Below are 18461 nucleotides of genomic sequence, written 5' to 3' on the forward strand. Positions count from 1 at the left end.
CGAAGCGTTACCGCCTTCCTCGCGGCGACAAAAGCGGCTCGCGTCAGAAATCGGCGCCCAGGGTGAGGGCGGGACCCGATCCCGGACGCGCATCGCCCGCCATCCGTTGGCGCCAGTCCAGCGACAACCGCACACCGGCGCCCTCCACCGGCAGCCGGATAATTGCCGTCGGTCCTATGTCGATTCGGGTCGCGCCGCGCTGCGTGCTGATCCAACTGCCGATGCCGACGCGGACAGCGCGATTCTCGATTTCGGCTACCGGGTGGCTCAATCGGACCGCGCCGGCTGCGTAATAGTCGGTTCGGTCGCGGAATACGGCGCCGGCCTGGCCATAGGTTTCGAGGTCCAAATCGGGGGCGACCGGTGTCGGTCCGTTACCCCCGATTACCGAGAGTTCCGGGCCGCCTTCCTGTCCGTCGAGCCCCAGCCGTTGCTGCGCCACCAGCGCGACAGGAAGGGAATCGGGCCGCCACTGGATGCCGAACGCGGTTTCGGCGCCGGTCCCGTGCAGCGGCGCAGCGGCGCGACCGACGGCGCTGAGGCCGGCCCCGCTGTCGAGCGCATAGGTGGCGCGGGCGCCGGTCTGGCTGCCGCCGAGTTGTGGTGCGGTGGTATCAAGCGCCCCCGCCGGCCGGTCGCCACGGACGTACAACCAGGCCGAGGCCTGCCACCGGCCGTCGTCGCGTTCCCGTGGAAAGGTCGCCTCGGATAGCGGCTCTCGCAGGGGTACCGCCTGATCGGCCGGGATCATTCCCACCAGCGCGAGCGCCAGGCGATTCGCGCCGCGCGGCTGCTGCTGCGGTGGCGCGAGGGCATAGCGGAGCCACGGAAGGGCCGCGGGCTCGGCGGGGGAAGCGGGCGCGGAATGCACGGGGGCGGCGGCATGATGGGCCGGCGCCAACGACGGCTGCAGATGCACCGACGCGGCGATTTCGTGCCGCGGCGCGGAGACCGGCACGGCCCTGCGTATCGCCTCGGGGAGAGAACCTGTCTGCGGCCAGAGCCAGGCGACGCGGATGGTGATCCAGCATGTCGACATCAACAACAGGAACCGCAGCGGCCTGCCGCGGCCGGTCATGTGGCATCGCCTTTGGCAAGGTCGGCGGGAAAATGGTGGCTGGTCTTGTCCCAGCGGACCTCGCCGCCGCGAAGCATGGCGACATACTGCACCAGCGCCCGTCGTGCGGCGAGCATCGCGATGATGTTCGACACGACTGCCCGCGGGACCGCGCGCAGCGCTTCGCGGCGGCCATAATGGCGGGCGACGAACGCCGACCGCATCCCCAGTCGCCAGACCAGCAACACGAAGGTAGCGATCATCGCCGCCCGCAAGCTCGCGGACATGGCCGGTGCCCTGTCGCCGCCGATCAGGTGCGCACCCCAGGCGAGGGTGGACACCACCAGCGCGGAATAGGCGGCCATCAGCACGAGCACCGCCAGTAGGGCGCGCCGGTCGCGCAGCCGCATCCAATGATCGCTGATGTGATGCAGCGGCGCCCAGCCGGTACGATCCCAGCCGGCGAGCGCGATCCCGACCATCCAGCGCGTCTTCTGACGGACGGCGGTCTTTATCGTTGCCGGGAAATAGGCGCGCACCGCCACCGGCGGCCCGCCCGGAGATTCGGCGACGCGCGCGAACATCCCGCGTCCGCCGAGCTTGCGGATCGTGAGGCCGAGTTCGTAATCCTCCGTCAGGCTTTCGGGGTCGAACGGGCCGGCGTTACGCATGTGGGCGATGGTCGCCAGCATCGATCGCCGGATGGCGCAGCCGACGCCCGCCAATGGCAGTCCCGCGCCGATCGCGCCGCGAACCGGCATCTGTTTTCCATGGGCCTCGGCGAATTCGTCAAGATAGTGGCCGGCGATGTAGGGCGAACGGGGATCGGCGAGCGGCAGCACCGGAATCTGCACGACATCGTGGCGCGCGGCATAGGCGGCATAGACGCGCAGTTCGCTCGGATGGACGACATCCTCGGCATCGTGCAGAACGACGGCCAGCGCTTCCGGTGCGCCCGCGGCCTCGTCGCGCAGCATCGCCTGCCACAGCCAGTTGAGGCATTCCGCCTTGGTCGAGGGGCCCGGGCGATCCCCCACGACCAGGCGGACGCGCGGATCGCGCGCCGCGACGTCCGCGACCACCTCGATGGTCGCCTGATCGTTCGGATAGGTTCCGACGTAAATCGCGTAATCGGGATAATCGAAGCGCTTCAGCGCCGCGGCGAGCATGTGCCCGATCACGCGCGATTCGTCCCATGCCGGCACGAACAGCACGAGCCGGCGCGAAGGCGGCGGCAGCAGGGCAAGCGATCGGGGCACGGTCGCACTGCGACGAATCCGCCGGACGGCGAGGCCCGCGAAGAAGAGCAGGTCGACGATGAGGTCGTCGATCCCGCCCATCAGAAAGCCGATGCACGCGAACAGCGTGGTTTCGTGTGCGACGAAATCGATCGCGGTGACGATATCCCCCCAGCCCGACATGGTCCCCCTAACCCGATTCGGACGGGGGCATCATTGGAAACTGAGACGAAAAACGCAAATTGCGCAAAATCGCGCGGCGAACGCCGCACGACTTGCACCGGGCGGGAGCTTCGCCGGCGGTCGCGCGTCCCTTCGTCCGGTCCTTATCCCCGTCCGGACCGGCGCTGCCGCGCCGGCCGCGTCGACGCGTGCCTGTGGGCGCGGGGGAACGGCGTCCGCCGCCGGATCTTACCAGAAGAAGTCGCGGTAAACCCGGAGCACCCGTCCGGTCCGCACATCGACCAGCAGGACGTCGTCATAATGGCGGACCCAGCGCCGCCAGCGACCGGGATAATCGAGGCGATAGCGGCCCGGATCGGCGATCACGTAGCGGTCGCCGTAATAGACCCGCTGGATGCGGACGCCACGCGCGAAGCGGTGGTAGCGAAATGGGGCATGCCACCTGCCGCGCCGATAAAGGGCGCGATGTTCCCGGCGATAGCGCCGCCAGTCACGGTGGGCACGGCGCGCGCGGCGATCGTCGCGGCGATAATGGCGTCGCTCATGGCGGCCGGCATGACGGCGGGCACGGCGCAGCCGCCGGCGCTCGACGCGCCGTTCATGGCGGCGTTCTACGCGATGCTCGCGACGGTCGTGCCGGACGTGACGTCGGACATGGTGCCGGTCGTGCCGGCTGGCGTGACGCTCTTGCGCGCCCGCGCTGGCCGGCATCGCCAGGGCGGGGGTCGCGGCGGCGACCATCAGGGTGGTGATCCAGGCTATTCGCATCCTTTCCTCCGTTCGCCGTGACAGGAAGAGAAGGATGCCAGGCCCGCACTGAACCTTGCGGGAACGCAACGGTCAGGCGATCGAAAGGGACGGCTTACTGATTTTGATTGTTCGGATTGGCGCCCCCGCCGAGCCCGCCCGGCGTCACCTGTCCGATGTTGCCGAACAACTGATCGAAGAAGCCGCGCTTGCGGCCGAGCGTCGGGGTCTTCTTGTTGCTCGGGTCGATCGACACGACCTGTTCCATACCCAGGCGGTCGATCGACTTGACGACGCCCTTGTCGTCGAAACGGATGCGGAGCGTGGTCTGGCCCACCGGTTTCGGGTTGCGATAGGAAAGCGATCGCGTGTCGCGTCCGACATAATACCATTCGGACGCCGTATACTGGCTCGGCAATGTGGGCGTACCCAGGACGCGGCGCACCGAATCGCGATTGTCCACGCCCGGCTGAATCGAATTGGCGAGATCGGCATCGGTGACATAGCCGTGATGCGCGCGCATCTTCGTGCAGCCGCCCGTTGCGGCCATCGCCGCCAGGCCTGCCGCGAACAGGACACGCTTGAAAAGCACCGACATCGTAATCTCCCAATCGGGCGGAACCGCCGGGGTCCGCCGGAACTCGCGCATTGCATCATGCGCCGAGCGCCTCAATATGCGTCCGCGCGCGGCCAAACAAGGCCGTGGACTGGAAGAACGGGTGACAATGGGTTTGCTGGGGCGACTTTTCGGCCGCGTGGAGACGGAATCGTGCGAAACGCTGTATCAGGCGACGGTCGCGCGGGCGCGCCGGCCGCACTGGTATATCCATGGCAAGGTCCCCGACACCATCGACGGCCGGTTCGACATGATCGCCGCCTTGCTGTCCATGGTCCTGCTGCGGCTCGAATCGGATCCGCAGGGTGCGGCGCCGGGTGCGCTGCTGTCGGAACGCTTCGTCGACGACATGGACGGCCAGCTTCGCGAGATCGGCTTCGGCGACCTGGTCGTCGGCAAGCATATCGGCAAGATGATGGGAATGCTGGGCGGGCGCCTGGGCGCCTATCGCCAGGGGCTTGTCGACGGGGGGCTGCAGGCGGCGCTGATCCGCAACCTCTATCGCGGCGAAGATCCGGGTGACGAAGCGGTGGCGTATGTCGAGCATCATCTGCGCGATTTCCGCGCCGCGCTGGACGCCGTGTCGCTCGACCGCTTGACCGCGGGCGATCTGCCGTGAACGCATCGCCCGAATTCAGCCGCCGCTACCGTCTCGACCGGCTGGGCGCCGGCACGGTGAGCGAGGACATCGTCGCCGATGCCGACGAATGCGCCGCGCTCGCGCGCCGTTTCGGCCTCATCTCCGTCGATCGGCTTCAGGCGCGCTGCACGCTGCGGCGAGAGGGCGGGACCGTGTTTCTGGATGGGCATCTGACCGCCCGGGCGCAGCAACGCTGCGTGGCGACCGATGCGCCGGTGCCGGCGGAGATTGACGAGGATTTCGCCATTCGATTCGTTCCCGCCGCGACGCCGGAGGAAGAGGAGATCGAACTGGATGCCGATTCGTGCGACACGATCTTCTATCAGGGCGGCGCCGTTGATCTGGGCGAAGCGGCGGCGGAAACGCTGGCGCTTTCGCTCGATCCCTTTCCGCGCAGCGCGCAGGCCGACGAGGTGCTGCACGACGCAGGCGTCCTGAGCGAGGAGGAGGCGGGGCCGTTCGGTGCGCTCGCCGGGTTGCGCGACAAGCTGGCGAAAAAATCGTCGGATTGAGGTCGTCGGTGCCGGTTCAGCGGCGCGCCAGGCCGTCCTTCAGCATCTCCGCGACGGTGTCCGCAATGGCCTCCGGCGTCTTGTCCTCCTGCCAGACCCCGTAGCGCAGCCCGAGGAACACGTTCATTCCCATGATCGCCCAGGCATGGACCTCCGACAGCCCCTCGCGCAGCTCGCCGCGCTGTGATGCGGCGGCGAGGCGTGTCCGGATCCGCTCGGCCGTCGTCGCATAATGCTGGCGAAAGCTTTCCGGGTCGACGAACTCGGCCTCGTCGATGATGCGATAGATTTCCTTGTGCTGGCGGACGAAGGCGATGAACTGTTCGAGGCCGGCCCGTTCGGCCGCGATCTGGTGGTCGGCGGCGCGCAGTGCGGGCGCGACATGGTCGCGGACCTGGCCCGACATGTCGCGCACCAGGGCGCGGAACACGGCGTCCTTGGAATCGAAATAGGTGTAGAAGCTGCCCAGGGCCACGCCCGCCCGCCGGGTGATCCCGCTGATTGATCCTTCGTGAAAGCCTTTCTCGCCGAACTCGATCGCCGCTGCGTCCAAAATCGCGCGAAGCGTGCGCCGGCCGCGGTCGGTGCGCGGCGCTTTCCCGCTGCTGGCGGCGCTTCCGTCCTCGGCCGATGCACCCGTTGCCGCCCCGCCACGCCTCTTCGGCATTCGCGATCCTCCCCATCTCCTAAGTTGAAACTCGGTTCAGGTTTCAGTATAGCGTCTGTCGATATCACACAACCCGGTCCGAAACCGGCGTCGATCATAGGGGAGGAAGAAGCACATGCTTCGCACGATTTCGTCTGCGCGTCCGATTTTGCTGGCTGGCGCCGCGCTGGCCGGTCTCACCGCACCTCTCGCTCATGCGCAGGATAGGCCCGACCAGACGCTCCCGGCGGCGGGCAACGACACGCCGGACACCGCCACCGACCAGGAACGCGTCAGCCCGCGTGCCGCCATCGGCGACATCGTCGTCACCGCACGCCGGCGCGAGGAATCGCTGGTCGACGTGCCGATCGCCGTCACCGCCTATACCGGCGCCGACCTGGAGCAGGCGGGTTCGATCGATATCACCGACATCTCCAACACCACGCCCAATGTGACGCTGGAAGTCTCGCGCGGCACCAACTCCACGCTGACCGCCTTCATCCGCGGCGTCGGGCAGCAGGATCCGGTCGCGGGCTTCGAGGCGGGCGTCGGCGTCTATGTCGACGATGTCTATCTCAATCGCCCGCAAGCGGCCGTCCTCGAAATCTACGACGTGGAACGGATCGAGGTGCTGCGCGGCCCGCAGGGCACGCTTTACGGCCGCAATACCATCGGCGGCGCGGTGAAATATGTCACCAAGCGGCTCGACCCCTATAAGGCGACGCTGCGCGCGCGCGCCACGTACGGCAATTACGACAAGGCCGACGGCGTGATCGTTGCCAGCACGCCGGTGACCGACAGTCTGCGCGTCGGCGTGGCCGGCGCCCGGCTCAGCCGCGGCGGGTTCGGCACCAATCTCACCACCGGCGAGGAGAACTACAACAAGGACATCTGGGCGGCGCGCGGTACGATCGAATTCGAACCTTCGGACACGTTCTTCCTGCGCCTGTCGGGCGATTACAGCCACGACAGGTCCAACAGTCGTGGTGGCCACCGCCTGATCACCAGCCTGGCCACCGACACGCCGCCGCTCGACGACGTCTATGACAGCCGCGGCGGACTCGACGATCCGAAGCAGGATGTGGAGGCCTATGGCGGTGCGCTGCTGGCCGAGATGCGGCCCGCCGACTGGCTGACGATCCGGTCGATCACCGGCTATCGCAAGGACGACAGTTCGACGCCGATCGACTTCGATGCGCTTCCCGCGGTCGATCTCGACGTGCCGGCAGTCTATCGCAACAAGCAGTTCTCGCAGGAGGTGCAGGCGCTGGTGGACACCGGCGATCTGCACGGGCTGCTCGGCGTCTATTATCTCGATGCCGAGGCGAAGACGATCTTCGACGTGCGCCTGCCCGCCACGGTGACGGCGCTGACCTTTGGCGACGTCGATACCAATACGGCCGCGATCTTCGGCGATTTCACCTATGATTTCACGCCGCAATGGAGCCTGTCGCTGGGCGGGCGCTATACCTGGGACACGCGCCGTTCCGTCATCAACCGGGCGGTCTATATCGGCGGGGGATCACCCTATTTCGACGGCGCGGGCACCTTTTTCGCGCCGCAATCGGATTTTCGCGGCACCCGCGACTTTGCCGAATTCACCCCGCGCGCGTCGATCAGTTTCAAGCCGGTGGCGGGCCAGCAACTCTATGCCAGCTATTCGAAAGGCTTCAAGGGCGGCGGATTCGATCCGCGCGGCGTGACGACGGCGGCGCCGGACTTCAACGGCGACGGCACCGTCAGCTATGACGAGGTCTATCGGTTCATGACCTTCGACCCGGAAAAAGTCGACAGCTACGAACTGGGGTACAAGGCGGCATTGCTCGACGGGCGTCTGAACCTGGCGCTGGCGGGCTTCATCGCCGATTATACCGACGTGCAGGTGCCGGGATCGGTGGGCACCACCATCAATGGCCAGCAGACCTTCATCGGCGTGACCACCAATGCCGGCAAGGCGCGGATCAAGGGCGTGGAATTGGAAGGACGTGCCGTGCCGCTGCAGGATTTCGGCACGCCCGGCGACGAGCTGTCCCTTGCCTGGACGCTCGGCTATATCGACGCGGAATATACGCAGTTCGTCGACAGTCGCGGTATCGATGTCGCCGATGAGCGGGCCTTCCAGAATACGCCGAAATGGACCGTCAGCGGCACGCTCGGCTATTCCACGCCGCTGGGCGGTGGCGATCTCGATTTCACCGGCACGGTTTCCTATCGCAGCAGGACGCAGCAGTTCGAGCTGCGGACGCCGATGCTGGACCAGCCGGGCTATGCGCTGTTCGACGCCAATCTCGTCTGGCATTCCCCGGACGACAGATATTCGATCGGCATTCATGGCCGGAACCTGACGGACGAGCGTTATATCGTCTCCGGCTACAATTTCCTGTCGCAGAACCCGGATACGGGCGATTTCCTGCGCGATGCCAATGGCGACTACATCCCGACGCTGGGTGCGGAGGGCGTTCTGACGGCCTATTACGGCAATCCGCGTCAGGTGTTCGTCACCTTTGGCGTGAAGTTCTGATCATCGGCCAGTATAGCTTTTCCCGTCCGGGACCCGGCGCGGTGTGCGGACGGGAGGGGAGGCGCGTTTCATGAATACGCAAGCGGCAACCGTCGGCAAAGGGCATCGCGGCCTCGTCCTGGCGATGCTGCTGCTGGTTTATACCTTCAATTTTCTCGACCGGCAGATCCTCGGCATCCTCGCCGAGCCGATCAAGGCGGATCTGGGGCTGAGCGACGGCGAGTTCGGCGCCGTCGGCGGCCTCGCCTTCGCCATCCTCTATTCGATTCTGGGCGTGCCATTGGCGCTGCTTGCCGATCGTACCAGCCGGAGCTGGGTGATAACGGGCGCGCTGACGGTGTGGAGCGGCTTCACCGCCCTGTGCGGCTTCGCCACCGGCTTCTGGCACCTCTTTGCATTCCGCCTGGGCGTCGGTATCGGAGAGGCGGGCGGCGTGGCGCCGTCCTACGCGCTGATCGCCGACTATTTCCCGCTCGAAAAGCGGGCACGCGCGCTTGCCATCTATTCGCTGGGCATTCCCGTGGGGCTGGCGCTCGGAACCTTGCTGGGTGCCTATATCGCGTCCAGCGTCGATTGGCGGATCGCCTTCCTGGCCGTTGGTGCGGCCGGGATCGTGGTGGCCCCCATATTCCGCTTCCTGGTGCGGGACGTACCGAAAAGAGGCCGTGCCGGCGGTCCGCCGCTCGCGCCCGTCTCGATGGTCTTCCCGATGCTGGCAAAAAAGCGCAGTTTCTGGCTGATGTCCTTCGCCGCCGGGTTCAGCTCGCTGTGCGGGTACGGCCTGGCGCTGTGGACGCCATCGGTGCTGATCCGCAGCTTCGGTCTCGATCTCGTCACCACCGGTCAGTTCCTGGGATCGCTGCTGCTCATCGGCGGAACGGCGGGCGTGTTCGCCGGGGGCTGGTTGGCGGACAGGCTGGGGCACGCCGACCGGCGCTGGTACGCCTGGCTGCCGGCCATCGCCTGGCTGATCACCGCGCCGACCTTCGCCGCCGGCCTGTCGACCGGCGTGCTGCCGATCGCCTGGGCACTGCTGCTCATCCCGAATGGGCTCAATATCCTGTGGCTCGGGCCGGTGACGACCGCGGTGCAGAATCTCGTCCCGCCCCACATGCGCGCCACCGCGAGCGGCAGTTTCCTGATGGTCAACAACCTGATCGGCCTGGGCGTCGGTCCCTGGCTGATGGGGGCGGTGTCCGACGGGTTGAAGACCGGCCACGGCGTCGAATCGCTGCGCTATGCCGTGATCGGGTGTCTCGCCTTCTACCTGTTGGCGGCGGCGCTGATGTTCGTCGCCTCCCGGTCGCTTCGCAGCGAATGGTGGGACGAGGAACAGGGCACGGCCGCTCGCAGCGGGACCTAGCGCTCCCGTGTCGCGGCGAAGGTGATGTCGGGATAGCGCTCCGCCACATAGCCTACTTCCCAGGCGCTCTTCGCCATGAAGACGGGATTGCCGTCGCGGTCCTTGGCCATTGCCGAGCGGTTGATCTCGACGAATTCCTTCAACCTGGCGGGGTCGCCTGAAATCCAGCGCGCGGTTTCGAACGGCGCCATCTCCAGCCCGGCCGCGACCTTGTATTCCGCCTCCAGCCTGCTGATCAGCACTTCCAGTTGAAGCTGCCCGACCACGCCGATGACGAGATTGGCGCCGATCTCCGGATAGAAGACCTGCGTCACGCCTTCTTCGGCCATGTCGTCGAGCGCCTTGCGCAACTGCTTGGTCTTGGTCGGATCCTTCAGCGCCACGCGGCGCAGGATTTCCGGCGCGAAGTTCGGCAGGCCGGTAAAGCGCACCTGCGCCTTCTCGCTCATCGTGTCGCCGACGCGCAGCGTGCCGTGATTGGGAATGCCGATGATGTCGCCGGGATAGGCCTCCTCCGCCAGTTCGCGGTCCTGCGCGAAGAACAGGATCGGCGAATGTACGGAAATCGGCTTGCCGTGACCCGTCGGCGTCAGCTTCATGCCGCGCTTGAAGGTCCCAGAGCACAGCCGCATGAAGGCGATGCGGTCGCGGTGGTTCGGGTCCATGTTGGCCTGCACCTTGAAGACGAAGCCGGTGACTTCGTCGCGGCTCGGCTCGACGGGTTCCGGCTCGGCCGGCTGCGGGCGCGGCGGCGGCGCGAAGGCGGCGAGCGACCGGATCAGCGAATCGACGCCGAACTGCTTGAGCGCCGATCCGAAATAGACCGGCGTGAGGTCGCCGTTGCGGTATGCTTCTTCGTCGAACGGCGCATAGCCGATTTCGGCCAGTTCGGTCTCCTCCTGCAGGCGCGCCAGTGCATCGGCGCTCAGCAGTTCGGCGAGTTTCGGATCGTCGAGCCCGGAAAGCTGGGCGACCTTGCCCCCATATTCGCGGCTGCCGCCGGTCGGCTGCAGCAGGCGGTGGTCGCGCAGGTCGTAGATGCCCTCGAACTGCCCGCCCATTCCGGCCGGCCAGGTCATCGGCGCGACATCGAGCGCCAGGACGTCGGCGATCTCGTCGAGCAGCTCGAACGGCTGGCGGCCTTCACGATCGACCTTGTTGATGAAGGTGATGATGGGCACGGAACGCAAGCGGCAGACCTCGAAGAGCTTGCGCGTCTGCGCCTCGATGCCGCGCGCCGCGTCGATCACCATGACGGCGGAATCGACGGCGGTGAGTGTGCGGTAGGTGTCTTCGGAGAAATCCTCGTGGCCTGGCGTGTCGAGCAGGTTGAAGGTCACGCCCTCGCGCTCGAACGTCATCACCGAGCTGGTGACGGAAATGCCGCGCTGTTGCTCGATCTTCATCCAGTCCGACCTTGCACGCCGCGCCTGGCCGCGCGCCTTCACCTGGCCTGCCAGGTGGATGGCGCCGCCGAACAGCAGCAGCTTTTCGGTCAGCGTGGTCTTGCCGGCGTCGGGATGGGAGATGATCGCGAAGGTGCGACGCTCTTGGAATTGGGTCATCGCGGCCCTGTAGCGGGGAAGCGAGGGCGGCGTCGAGATCGGATTGCGCCGCCCCGGCGCGCCGCTATTCGCCCGCCGAGGCTCAGTTGCGCTCCACGATCGTGGTTTGCTCCTGCGACAGGCCGTCGGCCCTGCGTTCATATTGCTTGGCCATCTGCCGATGGGCCGTGGCGACCGCATCGTCCCGACACAACTCCGCCAATTCCCGCTCGCGGCTCGCGCGTTTCAGGAAATAGATTCGATCGTTCGATTGCATCGTGATCCTCCGTCTGGCCGCCCCGCTCGACGCTGGATATCCTCCTTGTACGGGGGCGCACCGTCGCACGCCATAACGCAGATCAAGCGCGTTCGAGGCGTTCCCCGCCGCCGCAAAGCGCGCCAGCGAAGGCCGGCTCAAGATGATGCTGGAAGCGCGTACACGGCCCGGCGCGGGCCACCGACCGGAGGGCGACCGAAAGGGATTTTCTACGAAAAGGCTGGAGCGGGTAACGGGAATCGAACCCGTATATTCAGCTTGGAAGGCTGCTGCACTACCATTGTGCTATACCCGCTCACGCGCTTGCGGACGGATGCAGTTAGCGACGTGCGCGCCGGCGTGCAAGACGGACCTCGCGCGAAACACTGGCGTTTCGCGAATCTACGCCCTAGATATCGCCGCTCCATGGCCCGTACCGACACCCCCAACCGGATCCGCGGAACGCAGGATATCGTCGGCGAGGACGAGCGCCGCTTCGCGCGCGTCGTCGACGCTTTCGATCATGTCCGCCGGCTTTATTGTTTCGACCGGCTCGAACTGCCGGTGTTCGAGGCGACCGCCGTTTTCGCCCGCTCGCTGGGCGAGACGACCGACGTGGTGTCGAAGGAGATGTACACCTTCGACGATCGCGGCGGCGATTCGGTCACGCTCAGGCCCGAATTCACCGCCGGCATCGCGCGTGCGTTCATCACGAACGGCTGGCAGCAACATGCGCCGATGAAGCTCGCGACGCACGGACCGGTATTTCGCTATGAACGCCCGCAAAAGGGACGCTATCGCCAGTTCCACCAGATCGACGCCGAGATCATCGGCGCCGCCGAGCCTGCGGCGGATGTCGAACTGCTGACGCTCGCCGACCAGTTGCTGAACGAACTCGGCATCGCCGAAGGGGTGACGTTGCAGCTCAATACGCTGGGCGACCCTCATTCGCGGGAAGGCTGGCGTTTGGCCTTGATCGAGCATTTCGCGAATCATCAACTTGATTTGTCAGAAGAGAGCCGAGTTCGCCTCGAGACTAATCCACTTCGCATTCTCGACAGCAAGAGCCCGCAGGACCAGCAGATCGTGGCGGAGGCTCCTGGGATCGATGAGTTTCTGACTCGATTCTCACGAGATTATTTTGAGGCGGTTACGGGCGGGCTTGATGCCGCCGGCGTCGCGTGGACGCGCAATGCGCGGCTCGTGCGCGGGCTCGACTATTACCGCCACACCGCATTCGAATTCGTCACCGACCGGCTGGGCGCGCAGGGCACCGTGATCGCCGGCGGGCGCTATGACGGGCTGATCGAGAGCCTCGGCGGCAATCCCACGCCGGGCGTCGGCTGGGCGGCCGGGATCGAGCGGCTGGCGATGCTGCTCGACGAACCGGCGGCGAAGTCGGTCGATGCGGTCGTGGTGCCGCTCGGCGAGGCGGCGGCGACGCGCGCTCAGGGCATCCTGGCGCAACTGCGTCGTGCCGGGCTTGCCGTCGACATGGCGTTCAAGGGCAATATGAAGAAGCGCATGGCGAAGGCCGACGCGCTGCGCGCGCGCTATGCGGTAATTCTCGGCGACGACGAGATCGCGAGCGGGGAGGCGGGCGTGAAGAACCTCGCAACCGGCGAGCAGCAGCCGGTTGCGCTCGACGCGCTGGCAGAAACGTTGAGCGCGGCATGATCAATTGCGGCCTTCTCCGATCTCCTGCGAAAGCAGGAGCCCAGGGCGGCAAACGAAGCCGTTCGTGGCTCTGGGCGCCGGCCTGTGCAGGAGCGCGGGAATCCTGCCGAGGTCACCGATGACCCATATTCCGGCCGACCGTATCGCCGCGATCGAGGCGCGGCGCGACGAATTGCAGGCGATGATGTCGTCGGGCGACCTGTCGTCGGACAAGTTCGTCGCCGTATCGAAAGAATATGCCGAGCTGGAGCCGGTGGCGAAGGCCGCGGGCGAGGTGCGCAGGCTGCGGGCCGAAGGCAAGTCGCTTGCCCACATGATACATGATGCCGACGCCGAATTGCGGGCGATGGCGGAGGACGAGCTGGAGCAGAACCGCGGCAATCTGGAGGTTGCGGAACGCGCCCTGGCGCTTGCGCTTCTCCCGCGCGATTCGGCCGACGAGAAGCCGGCCATGCTGGAAATCCGCGCCGGCACCGGCGGCGACGAGGCGGCGCTGTTCGCCGGCGACCTGCTGCGCATGTATCAGCGCTATGCCGACGAGCGCGGCTGGCGCGTCGAACTGATCTCTGCAAGCCCGTCGGAGGCCGGCGGCTACAAGGAAGTGATCGCGAGCGTGAAGGGGCAGAGCGTTTTCGCGCGGTTGAAGTTCGAAAGCGGGGTCCACCGCGTCCAACGCGTTCCGGTCACCGAATCGGGCGGGCGCATCCACACCTCGGCGGCGACGGTGGCGGTGCTGCCCGAGGCGGAGGAAGTGGACGTCCAGATCGACGAAAAGGATCTGCGCATCGACATCTACCGCTCGTCGGGGCCGGGCGGCCAGTCGGTCAACACCACCGATTCGGCGGTGCGTATCACGCATATCCCGACCGGCCTCGTCGTCATCCAGCAGGACGAAAAGTCGCAGCACAAGAACAAGGCGAAGGCGCTCAAGGTGCTGCGCACCCGCCTCTACGAGCGTGAGCGCGAGCGGCTCCATTCGGAACGCGCCGGTGCGCGCAGGTCGATGGTCGGATCGGGCGACCGGTCGGAGCGGATCCGCACCTATAATTTCCCGCAGGGCCGCGTGACCGATCACCGGATAGGCCTGACGCTCCACCGTCTGCCCGAAATCCTGGAAGGCCAGATGGACGAACTGATCGATGCTCTCATTTCCGAGGACGAGGCCGAACGACTCGCCAGCCTGGAAGATGCTGCGTAAGTGCCCTTCCCGTCCGCGGGAGGGGCCGGGGGGAGGGCTTTCGACCCGGCGATCATCCATGATGACATCCCCCCCCTTTCCCCCGCCCGCAAGCGGGAGGGGAGATGTGCGCGGCGCGCTCGCCGATGCCGCCCGACACCTGGACGCCATATCCGACACCCCGCGCCTGGACGCCGAGTTGCTGATGGCGCACGCGCTCGACATGAGCCGCGATGCCATGCTTCTCGGCGGGCTCGATCGGCCCGCGCCGGCGAAATTCGCGGCGCTGCTTGATCGCCGGCTGGCGCACGAGCCGGTCGCCTATATCGTCGGAGATCGGGATTTCTGGACGGTCACGCTGGAAATCGGCCCCGGCGTGCTGATTCCCCGGCCCGACAGCGAGACGCTGATCGAGGCGGCGGTCGAGCATTTCGGCGACCGCGCGCCTGCCCGCATCCTGGATCTGGGCACCGGGCCGGGCACCCTGCTCCTCGCGGCGCTCGATCAGTGGCCGGGGGCGCAGGGATTGGGGATCGAGGCCTCGGCGGAAGCGCTGGCCTATGCCGTGCGCAACGCCGCGCGCATTGCGCCGGGCCGGGCCACGATGCTGCGGGGCGACTGGGCGGCCGGAATCGAGGGGCCGTTCGACCTGATCCTCGCCAACCCGCCTTATGTCGAAGCGGATGCCGCCCTGCCGCGCGACGTCATCGGCCACGAACCCGCATCGGCATTGTTCGCGGGATTTGACGGCCTGGACGATTATCGGCGCATCGTCCCGGATCTGCCGCGCCTGCTCGCCCCCGGCGGCGCTGCGATCCTGGAGATCGGCCATCGCCAGCGCGAAGCGGTGACCGCGTTGCTTTCGGCCCGTCGGCTCCAGGTAGCCTGCCGAAGCGATCTGGGCGGCCGGGCGCGTGCGTTGATCGCGACATCTTGATCCTGGCGGCGCGCGACCCATATTTCCCCTTGGAAGTTCGTCGCGCAGCCGCTAAGGATTGCTGCGGGGCAGGCATTTTCGACCAAGGTGTTGAAAACGGGGCCCTGGCCCACTCCAACGTCATGTGTGCCGCTGACGTCCGGCGGCCGTGGCACGCGGCGTCGTCGGTAATGCCGATGCCCTCGCTGATGTGGCTCGTATCCGGGATCGCAATGGATCGACGGACAGTTTTGAACAACAGGACATTGAAACCTTGATGACCAATCGTCAGGCCGGCCGCCGTCGCGGCCGCGGCGGGCAGCGCTCGCAGGGTGGGGGCAGTCGCCCCGACAGCAACAATCGTATCGACAGCCGCCATCGCGGCAATGCGGCGCAACTGCTGGAGAAATACAAGAATCTCGCGCGGGATGCGCAGATGCAGGACGACCGGGTCAGTACCGAGATGTACCTGCAATATGCGGATCATTATTTCCGCGTGCTCAACGATACCCGTTTGCGCGCCGAGGAAAGCAACCGCCGGCAGCGCGACGACAACGACGCTGAGCAGGATGATGGGGACCGTCAGGACCAGGCTCGGGGCAGCGCCCGGGGCGAGGACGGGGATCGCGAACGGCGCAGCGGACGTTCCGGCCGCAAAGGCGCGAACGGCGCCGAGCGGGCGGACGAAAGTGGCCAGGACGCATCGGACACGGAAAAGGCCGACGCTACGTCGGAATCTGTCGAGGAGAAGCCCCGTCGGCGCGGCCGCCCGCGCAAGAACGAGGTGAATGCCGAGCCGGCTGCCGCGAACGACGGCGAAGGCCTGGGGGCCGATCGCCTGCCGCCTTCGCTGAGCGATGCCGAGGAAAAGCCCAAGCCGCGTCGCCGGCGTCGCAGTTCGGGCGAGGAAGAGGCACAGTCTTCGCTCGGCTGAAGCAGCGGTCGGAACGAAAGCAAGAAAGGCCGGTGGGCAGCGATGCCGCCGGCCTTTTGCTTAATGCCGTTCCCGCCGCTTCGAAGGTCGATCAGGACGCGTCGTCTTCGCGGTCGCGATTGAACCGGTCGACGGTTTCATCGTGCCCGGAGCCTGAACTGAGGAACATCAGTCCCATCAGCGCCGCCGCCATCAGGACCGACAGTCCCACGCCTAGACCGGTGGCGATCGCGAGGTGGAGCCGCATGGTATCCAGCCACCACCAAAGGACCGCCACCGCCGCGACGGCGACCGCAAGGGACAAAAGCGCCATCCATTTCAGGACGCGGCGATAGCGCGCCCAGGCAAAGGCCGCATATTCCGGGTCGTCGAGATCGCGCCTGGGGTTCGCCATGACTTCCAATTGGGGCGTGTTCGTGGAATCCTCAAGCCGGGGCGATGAAGGAGAATGGCCATGACGATCGCGGCAATCCTTGGCGGCAAAGGCCATGACGTCCAGTCGATCGGCGGTGCAACCCGCGTGGTCGATGCCGTGGCAATGCTTGCCGAGCGACGAATCGGAGCGCTTCCGGTGGTCGATGATGATCAGGTGGTCGGGATCTTTTCCGAACGCGACGTCATCTATTGCGTTGCAAAAGAAGGGGCGGACGCCCTTGCGCGGCAGGTCGGCGAACTGATGACGGCGCCGGCCGTGACGGTTACGCCCGATTATTCGGCCCTGGCCGCGCTGTCGCAGATGACCGAGCGGCGTATCCGACATCTGCCGGTCCTGGAGCAGGGGCGGATGATCGGGCTCGTCTCGATCGGCGATATCGTCAAATACCGGATCGACCGGATCGAGGCCGAAGCGCGCGCGATGCGCGACTATATCCAGCAGGCCTGATCCGGGGCGTCAGCGGCGGCGGAGCAGGTCGACGAGCTCCGTGACCGTATCCCGCGCGAACAGGAGCAGCCAGGCTCCATAGGTCGCGGCGCCGGCGGCGACCAGGGTGGCGAGTCGAAGAACCGGGCCGACCGCCGGAAGCATCGAATCCACGCCTGCGACGATCAGCGCCATCGTGAGCGCGGCGACGATGGGCGGCGTCACGGCGCCTGCGAGCGCGCGGGCGCGAAGCCCGATCACCGGCAGGGTGCGCCGCGCTGCGATCAGGAGGTAGAGCGGATAGGCCGCGATCCACGCGACGGCGAGACCGGTCGCGCCCCAATGCACGCCCGCAAGGAAGGCGACCGGTAGCACGACCGCCCCGGTCGCGCCGTTCCGTGCGCTGATTCCCGGTCGGCCCATCGCATCGCTGGCGGGCGCGAACAGGATGAGCATCGTCATGAACGGCATGGCGCAGGCGAGCAGGCGGACGATCGGCACCGCTTCCGCCCATTTTTCGCCGAGCACGACGAGCACGAGCGGTTCCGCCGTCACTGCCATGCCGAGATAGAAGGGCATGGCCGCGACCATGATGATTCGCGCCGACCTGGCGAAGGCGGTCGCGACCGCGTCGGCATCGCGCTGGATCCGGGAATAGGCGGAAAAGGCGACCTCGTTCAGCGCCGGCACGAATTTCGAGACGAAGATCTGCGTCAGGAACAGCGAGGTCGTATAGATCCCCAGGTGATGCGGATCGAAGCTTCGGCCGGCGATGAAGACATCGGCCTGACTCTGCACGAACCAGAAGAACTGGCCCGCCGCCATCAGACCGCCATAGCGCGCCATGCTTCCCGCCCCGCGAAAATCGAAACTTGGCCACATCAGCGATTTCGCGGCGACCGTCATGCCGACGGCGCGGGTGGTGAACAGGATGATCGGCGCCACTATCAGCGTCCACACTCCGAATCCCGCATAGGCTCCGCCCAGCGCGGCCACCGCGCCCGTCACGGCCGAGGCGAGGTTCACCTGCGCCTGGCTGCGAAAATCCATGCGGCGCGAAAGCAGGGCGAAGGGAAAGGCGATGAACGGCGTCGTTACATAGAGAAGTGCCTGTACCCGCAACAGGTCGGCAATCATGGGCTGGCGGTAATAGGCGGCGGCCAGCGGCGCGGCGATCACCTGCACCAGGGCGAGCGCCAGGTTCAGCAGAATCAGCATGCCGAATAGCTGGCGCATCTGCCGGTGGCCGATTTCGTCCTGCTGGATCAGGCTGCTGGCGAGGCCGTAGCCGTTCAGCATGTTGAACAGCACGAGCACGACCTGCGTCATGGCGAACAGGCCGTAATCGGCAGGGTCGAGCAGGCGAATCACCACGAAGGTGGAGCACCACGCGATCATCTGACCGAGAATCTGGGTGCCGGAGCGCCAGATGACGGCTTTGCGCACCTGATCGCGCAGCGATTCCGACTCGTGATTCGCCGTAGCGGCACCATTTCCCATGGCGAGCGTGATGCACCGGCACGAATTACGAACGCGTAAACCGCAGAAAAGCTGAGGTTCGGAAAAAAGCGA

General features: G+C 66.5%; 19 protein-coding genes and 1 tRNA gene. 10 read left to right on the top strand and 10 right to left on the bottom strand.

Annotation, left to right across the window (positions count from 1 at the left end):
• Nucleotides 1-43: 43 nt before the first annotated feature.
• The 3 genes from RPR59_RS03175 to RPR59_RS03185 all read right to left on the bottom strand — a co-directional run bounded on the left by RPR59_RS03175 (nucleotide 44) and on the right by RPR59_RS03185 (nucleotide 2844).
• Complete coding sequence (locus tag RPR59_RS03175) at nucleotides 44-1078, bottom strand: hypothetical protein (protein ID WP_313916590.1); 1035 nt, start codon at nucleotides 1076-1078, stop codon at nucleotides 44-46.
• Nucleotides 1075-2478 (bottom strand): glycosyl transferase family protein, encoded by a 1404-nt coding sequence (locus RPR59_RS03180; protein WP_313916592.1) that lies wholly within the window; start codon nucleotides 2476-2478, stop codon nucleotides 1075-1077. Before RPR59_RS03180 ends, RPR59_RS03175 begins: the two co-directional genes overlap by 4 nt.
• Nucleotides 2479-2706: 228 nt before the next feature.
• Nucleotides 2707-2844, bottom strand: a complete 138-nt coding sequence (locus tag RPR59_RS03185; RefSeq protein ID WP_313916595.1) for an RcnB family protein — start codon at nucleotides 2842-2844, stop codon at nucleotides 2707-2709.
• 69 nt (nucleotides 2845-2913) lie between these two features.
• Here RPR59_RS03185 and RPR59_RS03190 point away from each other — a divergent pair, with 69 nt between their 5' ends.
• The gene (locus RPR59_RS03190; protein WP_313916597.1) at nucleotides 2914-3267 is read left to right on the top strand and encodes a hypothetical protein; all 354 of its coding nucleotides are present in this window, start codon (nucleotides 2914-2916) and stop codon (nucleotides 3265-3267) included.
• Between the two features lie 73 nt (nucleotides 3268-3340).
• On the opposite strand, the gene RPR59_RS03195 is transcribed toward RPR59_RS03190, so the two are convergent.
• A complete protein-coding gene (locus RPR59_RS03195) occupies nucleotides 3341-3823 on the bottom strand; it encodes an outer membrane protein assembly factor BamE (RefSeq protein ID WP_313916599.1) in 483 nt (160 codons plus the stop codon).
• 127 nt (nucleotides 3824-3950) lie between these two features.
• Between RPR59_RS03195 and RPR59_RS03200 the strand changes: the two genes are divergently transcribed.
• Together RPR59_RS03200 and RPR59_RS03205 are read left to right on the top strand one after the other, a co-directional pair.
• Complete coding sequence (locus tag RPR59_RS03200) at nucleotides 3951-4460, top strand: ubiquinol-cytochrome C chaperone family protein (protein ID WP_313918302.1); 510 nt, start codon at nucleotides 3951-3953, stop codon at nucleotides 4458-4460.
• Nucleotides 4457-4993 (top strand): YceD family protein, encoded by a 537-nt coding sequence (locus RPR59_RS03205; protein ID WP_313916601.1) that lies wholly within the window; start codon nucleotides 4457-4459, stop codon nucleotides 4991-4993. Before RPR59_RS03200 ends, RPR59_RS03205 begins: the two co-directional genes overlap by 4 nt.
• 16 nt (nucleotides 4994-5009) lie before the next feature.
• Here RPR59_RS03205 and RPR59_RS03210 read toward each other — a convergent pair whose 3' ends face one another.
• Nucleotides 5010-5660, bottom strand: coding sequence for a TetR/AcrR family transcriptional regulator (locus RPR59_RS03210; protein ID WP_313916603.1), 651 nt, complete (start codon nucleotides 5658-5660; stop codon nucleotides 5010-5012).
• Between the two features lie 115 nt (nucleotides 5661-5775).
• Here RPR59_RS03210 and RPR59_RS03215 point away from each other — a divergent pair, with 115 nt between their 5' ends.
• Both RPR59_RS03215 and RPR59_RS03220 read left to right on the top strand, forming a co-directional pair.
• Nucleotides 5776-8160: a TonB-dependent receptor gene (locus RPR59_RS03215; RefSeq protein WP_313916605.1), complete on the top strand. Its 2385-nt coding sequence runs from the start codon at nucleotides 5776-5778 to the stop codon at nucleotides 8158-8160.
• A 70-nt stretch (nucleotides 8161-8230) separates the two neighbouring features.
• Nucleotides 8231-9523, top strand: coding sequence for a spinster family MFS transporter (locus RPR59_RS03220; protein WP_313916607.1), 1293 nt, complete (start codon nucleotides 8231-8233; stop codon nucleotides 9521-9523).
• On the opposite strand, the gene RPR59_RS03225 is transcribed toward RPR59_RS03220, so the two are convergent.
• The 3 genes from RPR59_RS03225 to RPR59_RS03235 form a co-directional block, all read right to left on the bottom strand.
• Nucleotides 9520-11088, bottom strand: coding sequence for a peptide chain release factor 3 (locus RPR59_RS03225; protein WP_313916609.1), 1569 nt, complete (start codon nucleotides 11086-11088; stop codon nucleotides 9520-9522). The genes RPR59_RS03220 and RPR59_RS03225 overlap by 4 nt on opposite strands.
• A gap of 82 nt (nucleotides 11089-11170) precedes the next feature.
• Nucleotides 11171-11344 carry a hypothetical protein gene (locus RPR59_RS03230; RefSeq protein WP_313916613.1) on the bottom strand — a complete coding sequence of 58 codons (174 nt, stop codon included), beginning with the start codon at nucleotides 11342-11344 and terminating at the stop codon, nucleotides 11171-11173.
• Between the two features lie 221 nt (nucleotides 11345-11565).
• Nucleotides 11566-11639 (bottom strand) — tRNA-Gly (locus RPR59_RS03235).
• A 110-nt stretch (nucleotides 11640-11749) separates the two neighbouring features.
• On the opposite strand from RPR59_RS03235, the gene hisS reads away from it, so the two are divergent.
• The 4 genes from hisS to RPR59_RS03255 all read left to right on the top strand — a co-directional run bounded on the left by hisS (nucleotide 11750) and on the right by RPR59_RS03255 (nucleotide 16027).
• A complete protein-coding gene (hisS, locus tag RPR59_RS03240) occupies nucleotides 11750-13000 on the top strand; it encodes a histidine--tRNA ligase (RefSeq protein WP_313916616.1) in 1251 nt (416 codons plus the stop codon).
• A 118-nt stretch (nucleotides 13001-13118) separates the two neighbouring features.
• Complete coding sequence (gene prfA, locus RPR59_RS03245; RefSeq protein WP_313916618.1) at nucleotides 13119-14198, top strand: peptide chain release factor 1; 1080 nt, start codon at nucleotides 13119-13121, stop codon at nucleotides 14196-14198.
• Nucleotides 14199-14259: 61 nt separating this feature from the next.
• Nucleotides 14260-15114 (top strand): peptide chain release factor N(5)-glutamine methyltransferase, encoded by an 855-nt coding sequence (gene prmC / locus RPR59_RS03250; RefSeq protein ID WP_432280305.1) that lies wholly within the window; start codon nucleotides 14260-14262, stop codon nucleotides 15112-15114.
• Nucleotides 15115-15262: 148 nt separating this feature from the next.
• The gene (locus RPR59_RS03255; protein WP_313916623.1) at nucleotides 15263-16027 is read left to right on the top strand and encodes a DUF4167 domain-containing protein; all 765 of its coding nucleotides are present in this window, start codon (nucleotides 15263-15265) and stop codon (nucleotides 16025-16027) included.
• Nucleotides 16028-16118: 91 nt separating this feature from the next.
• On the opposite strand, the gene RPR59_RS03260 is transcribed toward RPR59_RS03255, so the two are convergent.
• The gene (locus tag RPR59_RS03260; RefSeq protein ID WP_313916625.1) at nucleotides 16119-16421 is read right to left on the bottom strand and encodes a hypothetical protein; all 303 of its coding nucleotides are present in this window, start codon (nucleotides 16419-16421) and stop codon (nucleotides 16119-16121) included.
• Between the two features lie 60 nt (nucleotides 16422-16481).
• Between RPR59_RS03260 and RPR59_RS03265 the strand changes: the two genes are divergently transcribed.
• A complete protein-coding gene (locus tag RPR59_RS03265; RefSeq protein ID WP_313916627.1) occupies nucleotides 16482-16910 on the top strand; it encodes a CBS domain-containing protein in 429 nt (142 codons plus the stop codon).
• A 9-nt stretch (nucleotides 16911-16919) separates the two neighbouring features.
• On the opposite strand, the gene RPR59_RS03270 is transcribed toward RPR59_RS03265, so the two are convergent.
• Nucleotides 16920-18389 (bottom strand): lipopolysaccharide biosynthesis protein, encoded by a 1470-nt coding sequence (locus RPR59_RS03270; protein WP_313916629.1) that lies wholly within the window; start codon nucleotides 18387-18389, stop codon nucleotides 16920-16922.
• Nucleotides 18390-18461: the final 72 nt, after the last annotated feature.

It is taken from the genome of Stakelama saccharophila, assembly GCF_032229225.1.
Classification (GTDB): domain Bacteria; phylum Pseudomonadota; class Alphaproteobacteria; order Sphingomonadales; family Sphingomonadaceae; genus Sphingomonas; species Sphingomonas saccharophila.

What these genes read in the sequence shown, in the direction of transcription:
- RPR59_RS03175 (WP_313916590.1), bottom strand. Translation starts at nt 1,078, where the DNA reads ATGACCGGCCGCGGCAGGCCGCTGCGGTTCCTGTTGTTGATGTCGACA.
- RPR59_RS03180 (WP_313916592.1), bottom strand. Translation starts at nt 2,478, where the DNA reads ATGTCGGGCTGGGGGGATATCGTCACCGCGATCGATTTCGTCGCACAC.
- RPR59_RS03190 (WP_313916597.1), top strand. Translation starts at nt 2,914, where the DNA reads ATGCCACCTGCCGCGCCGATAAAGGGCGCGATGTTCCCGGCGATAGCG.
- RPR59_RS03195 (WP_313916599.1), bottom strand. Translation starts at nt 3,823, where the DNA reads ATGTCGGTGCTTTTCAAGCGTGTCCTGTTCGCGGCAGGCCTGGCGGCG.
- RPR59_RS03200 (WP_313918302.1), top strand. Translation starts at nt 3,951, where the DNA reads ATGGGTTTGCTGGGGCGACTTTTCGGCCGCGTGGAGACGGAATCGTGC.
- RPR59_RS03210 (WP_313916603.1), bottom strand. Translation starts at nt 5,660, where the DNA reads ATGCCGAAGAGGCGTGGCGGGGCGGCAACGGGTGCATCGGCCGAGGAC.
- RPR59_RS03215 (WP_313916605.1), top strand. Translation starts at nt 5,776, where the DNA reads ATGCTTCGCACGATTTCGTCTGCGCGTCCGATTTTGCTGGCTGGCGCC.
- RPR59_RS03220 (WP_313916607.1), top strand. Translation starts at nt 8,231, where the DNA reads ATGAATACGCAAGCGGCAACCGTCGGCAAAGGGCATCGCGGCCTCGTC.
- RPR59_RS03225 (WP_313916609.1), bottom strand. Translation starts at nt 11,088, where the DNA reads ATGACCCAATTCCAAGAGCGTCGCACCTTCGCGATCATCTCCCATCCC.
- RPR59_RS03230 (WP_313916613.1), bottom strand. Translation starts at nt 11,344, where the DNA reads ATGCAATCGAACGATCGAATCTATTTCCTGAAACGCGCGAGCCGCGAG.
- hisS (WP_313916616.1), top strand. Translation starts at nt 11,750, where the DNA reads ATGGCCCGTACCGACACCCCCAACCGGATCCGCGGAACGCAGGATATC.
- prfA (WP_313916618.1), top strand. Translation starts at nt 13,119, where the DNA reads ATGACCCATATTCCGGCCGACCGTATCGCCGCGATCGAGGCGCGGCGC.
- prmC (WP_432280305.1), top strand. Translation starts at nt 14,260, where the DNA reads ATGACATCCCCCCCCTTTCCCCCGCCCGCAAGCGGGAGGGGAGATGTG.
- RPR59_RS03260 (WP_313916625.1), bottom strand. Translation starts at nt 16,421, where the DNA reads ATGGCGAACCCCAGGCGCGATCTCGACGACCCGGAATATGCGGCCTTT.
- RPR59_RS03265 (WP_313916627.1), top strand. Translation starts at nt 16,482, where the DNA reads ATGACGATCGCGGCAATCCTTGGCGGCAAAGGCCATGACGTCCAGTCG.
- RPR59_RS03270 (WP_313916629.1), bottom strand. Translation starts at nt 18,389, where the DNA reads ATGGGAAATGGTGCCGCTACGGCGAATCACGAGTCGGAATCGCTGCGC.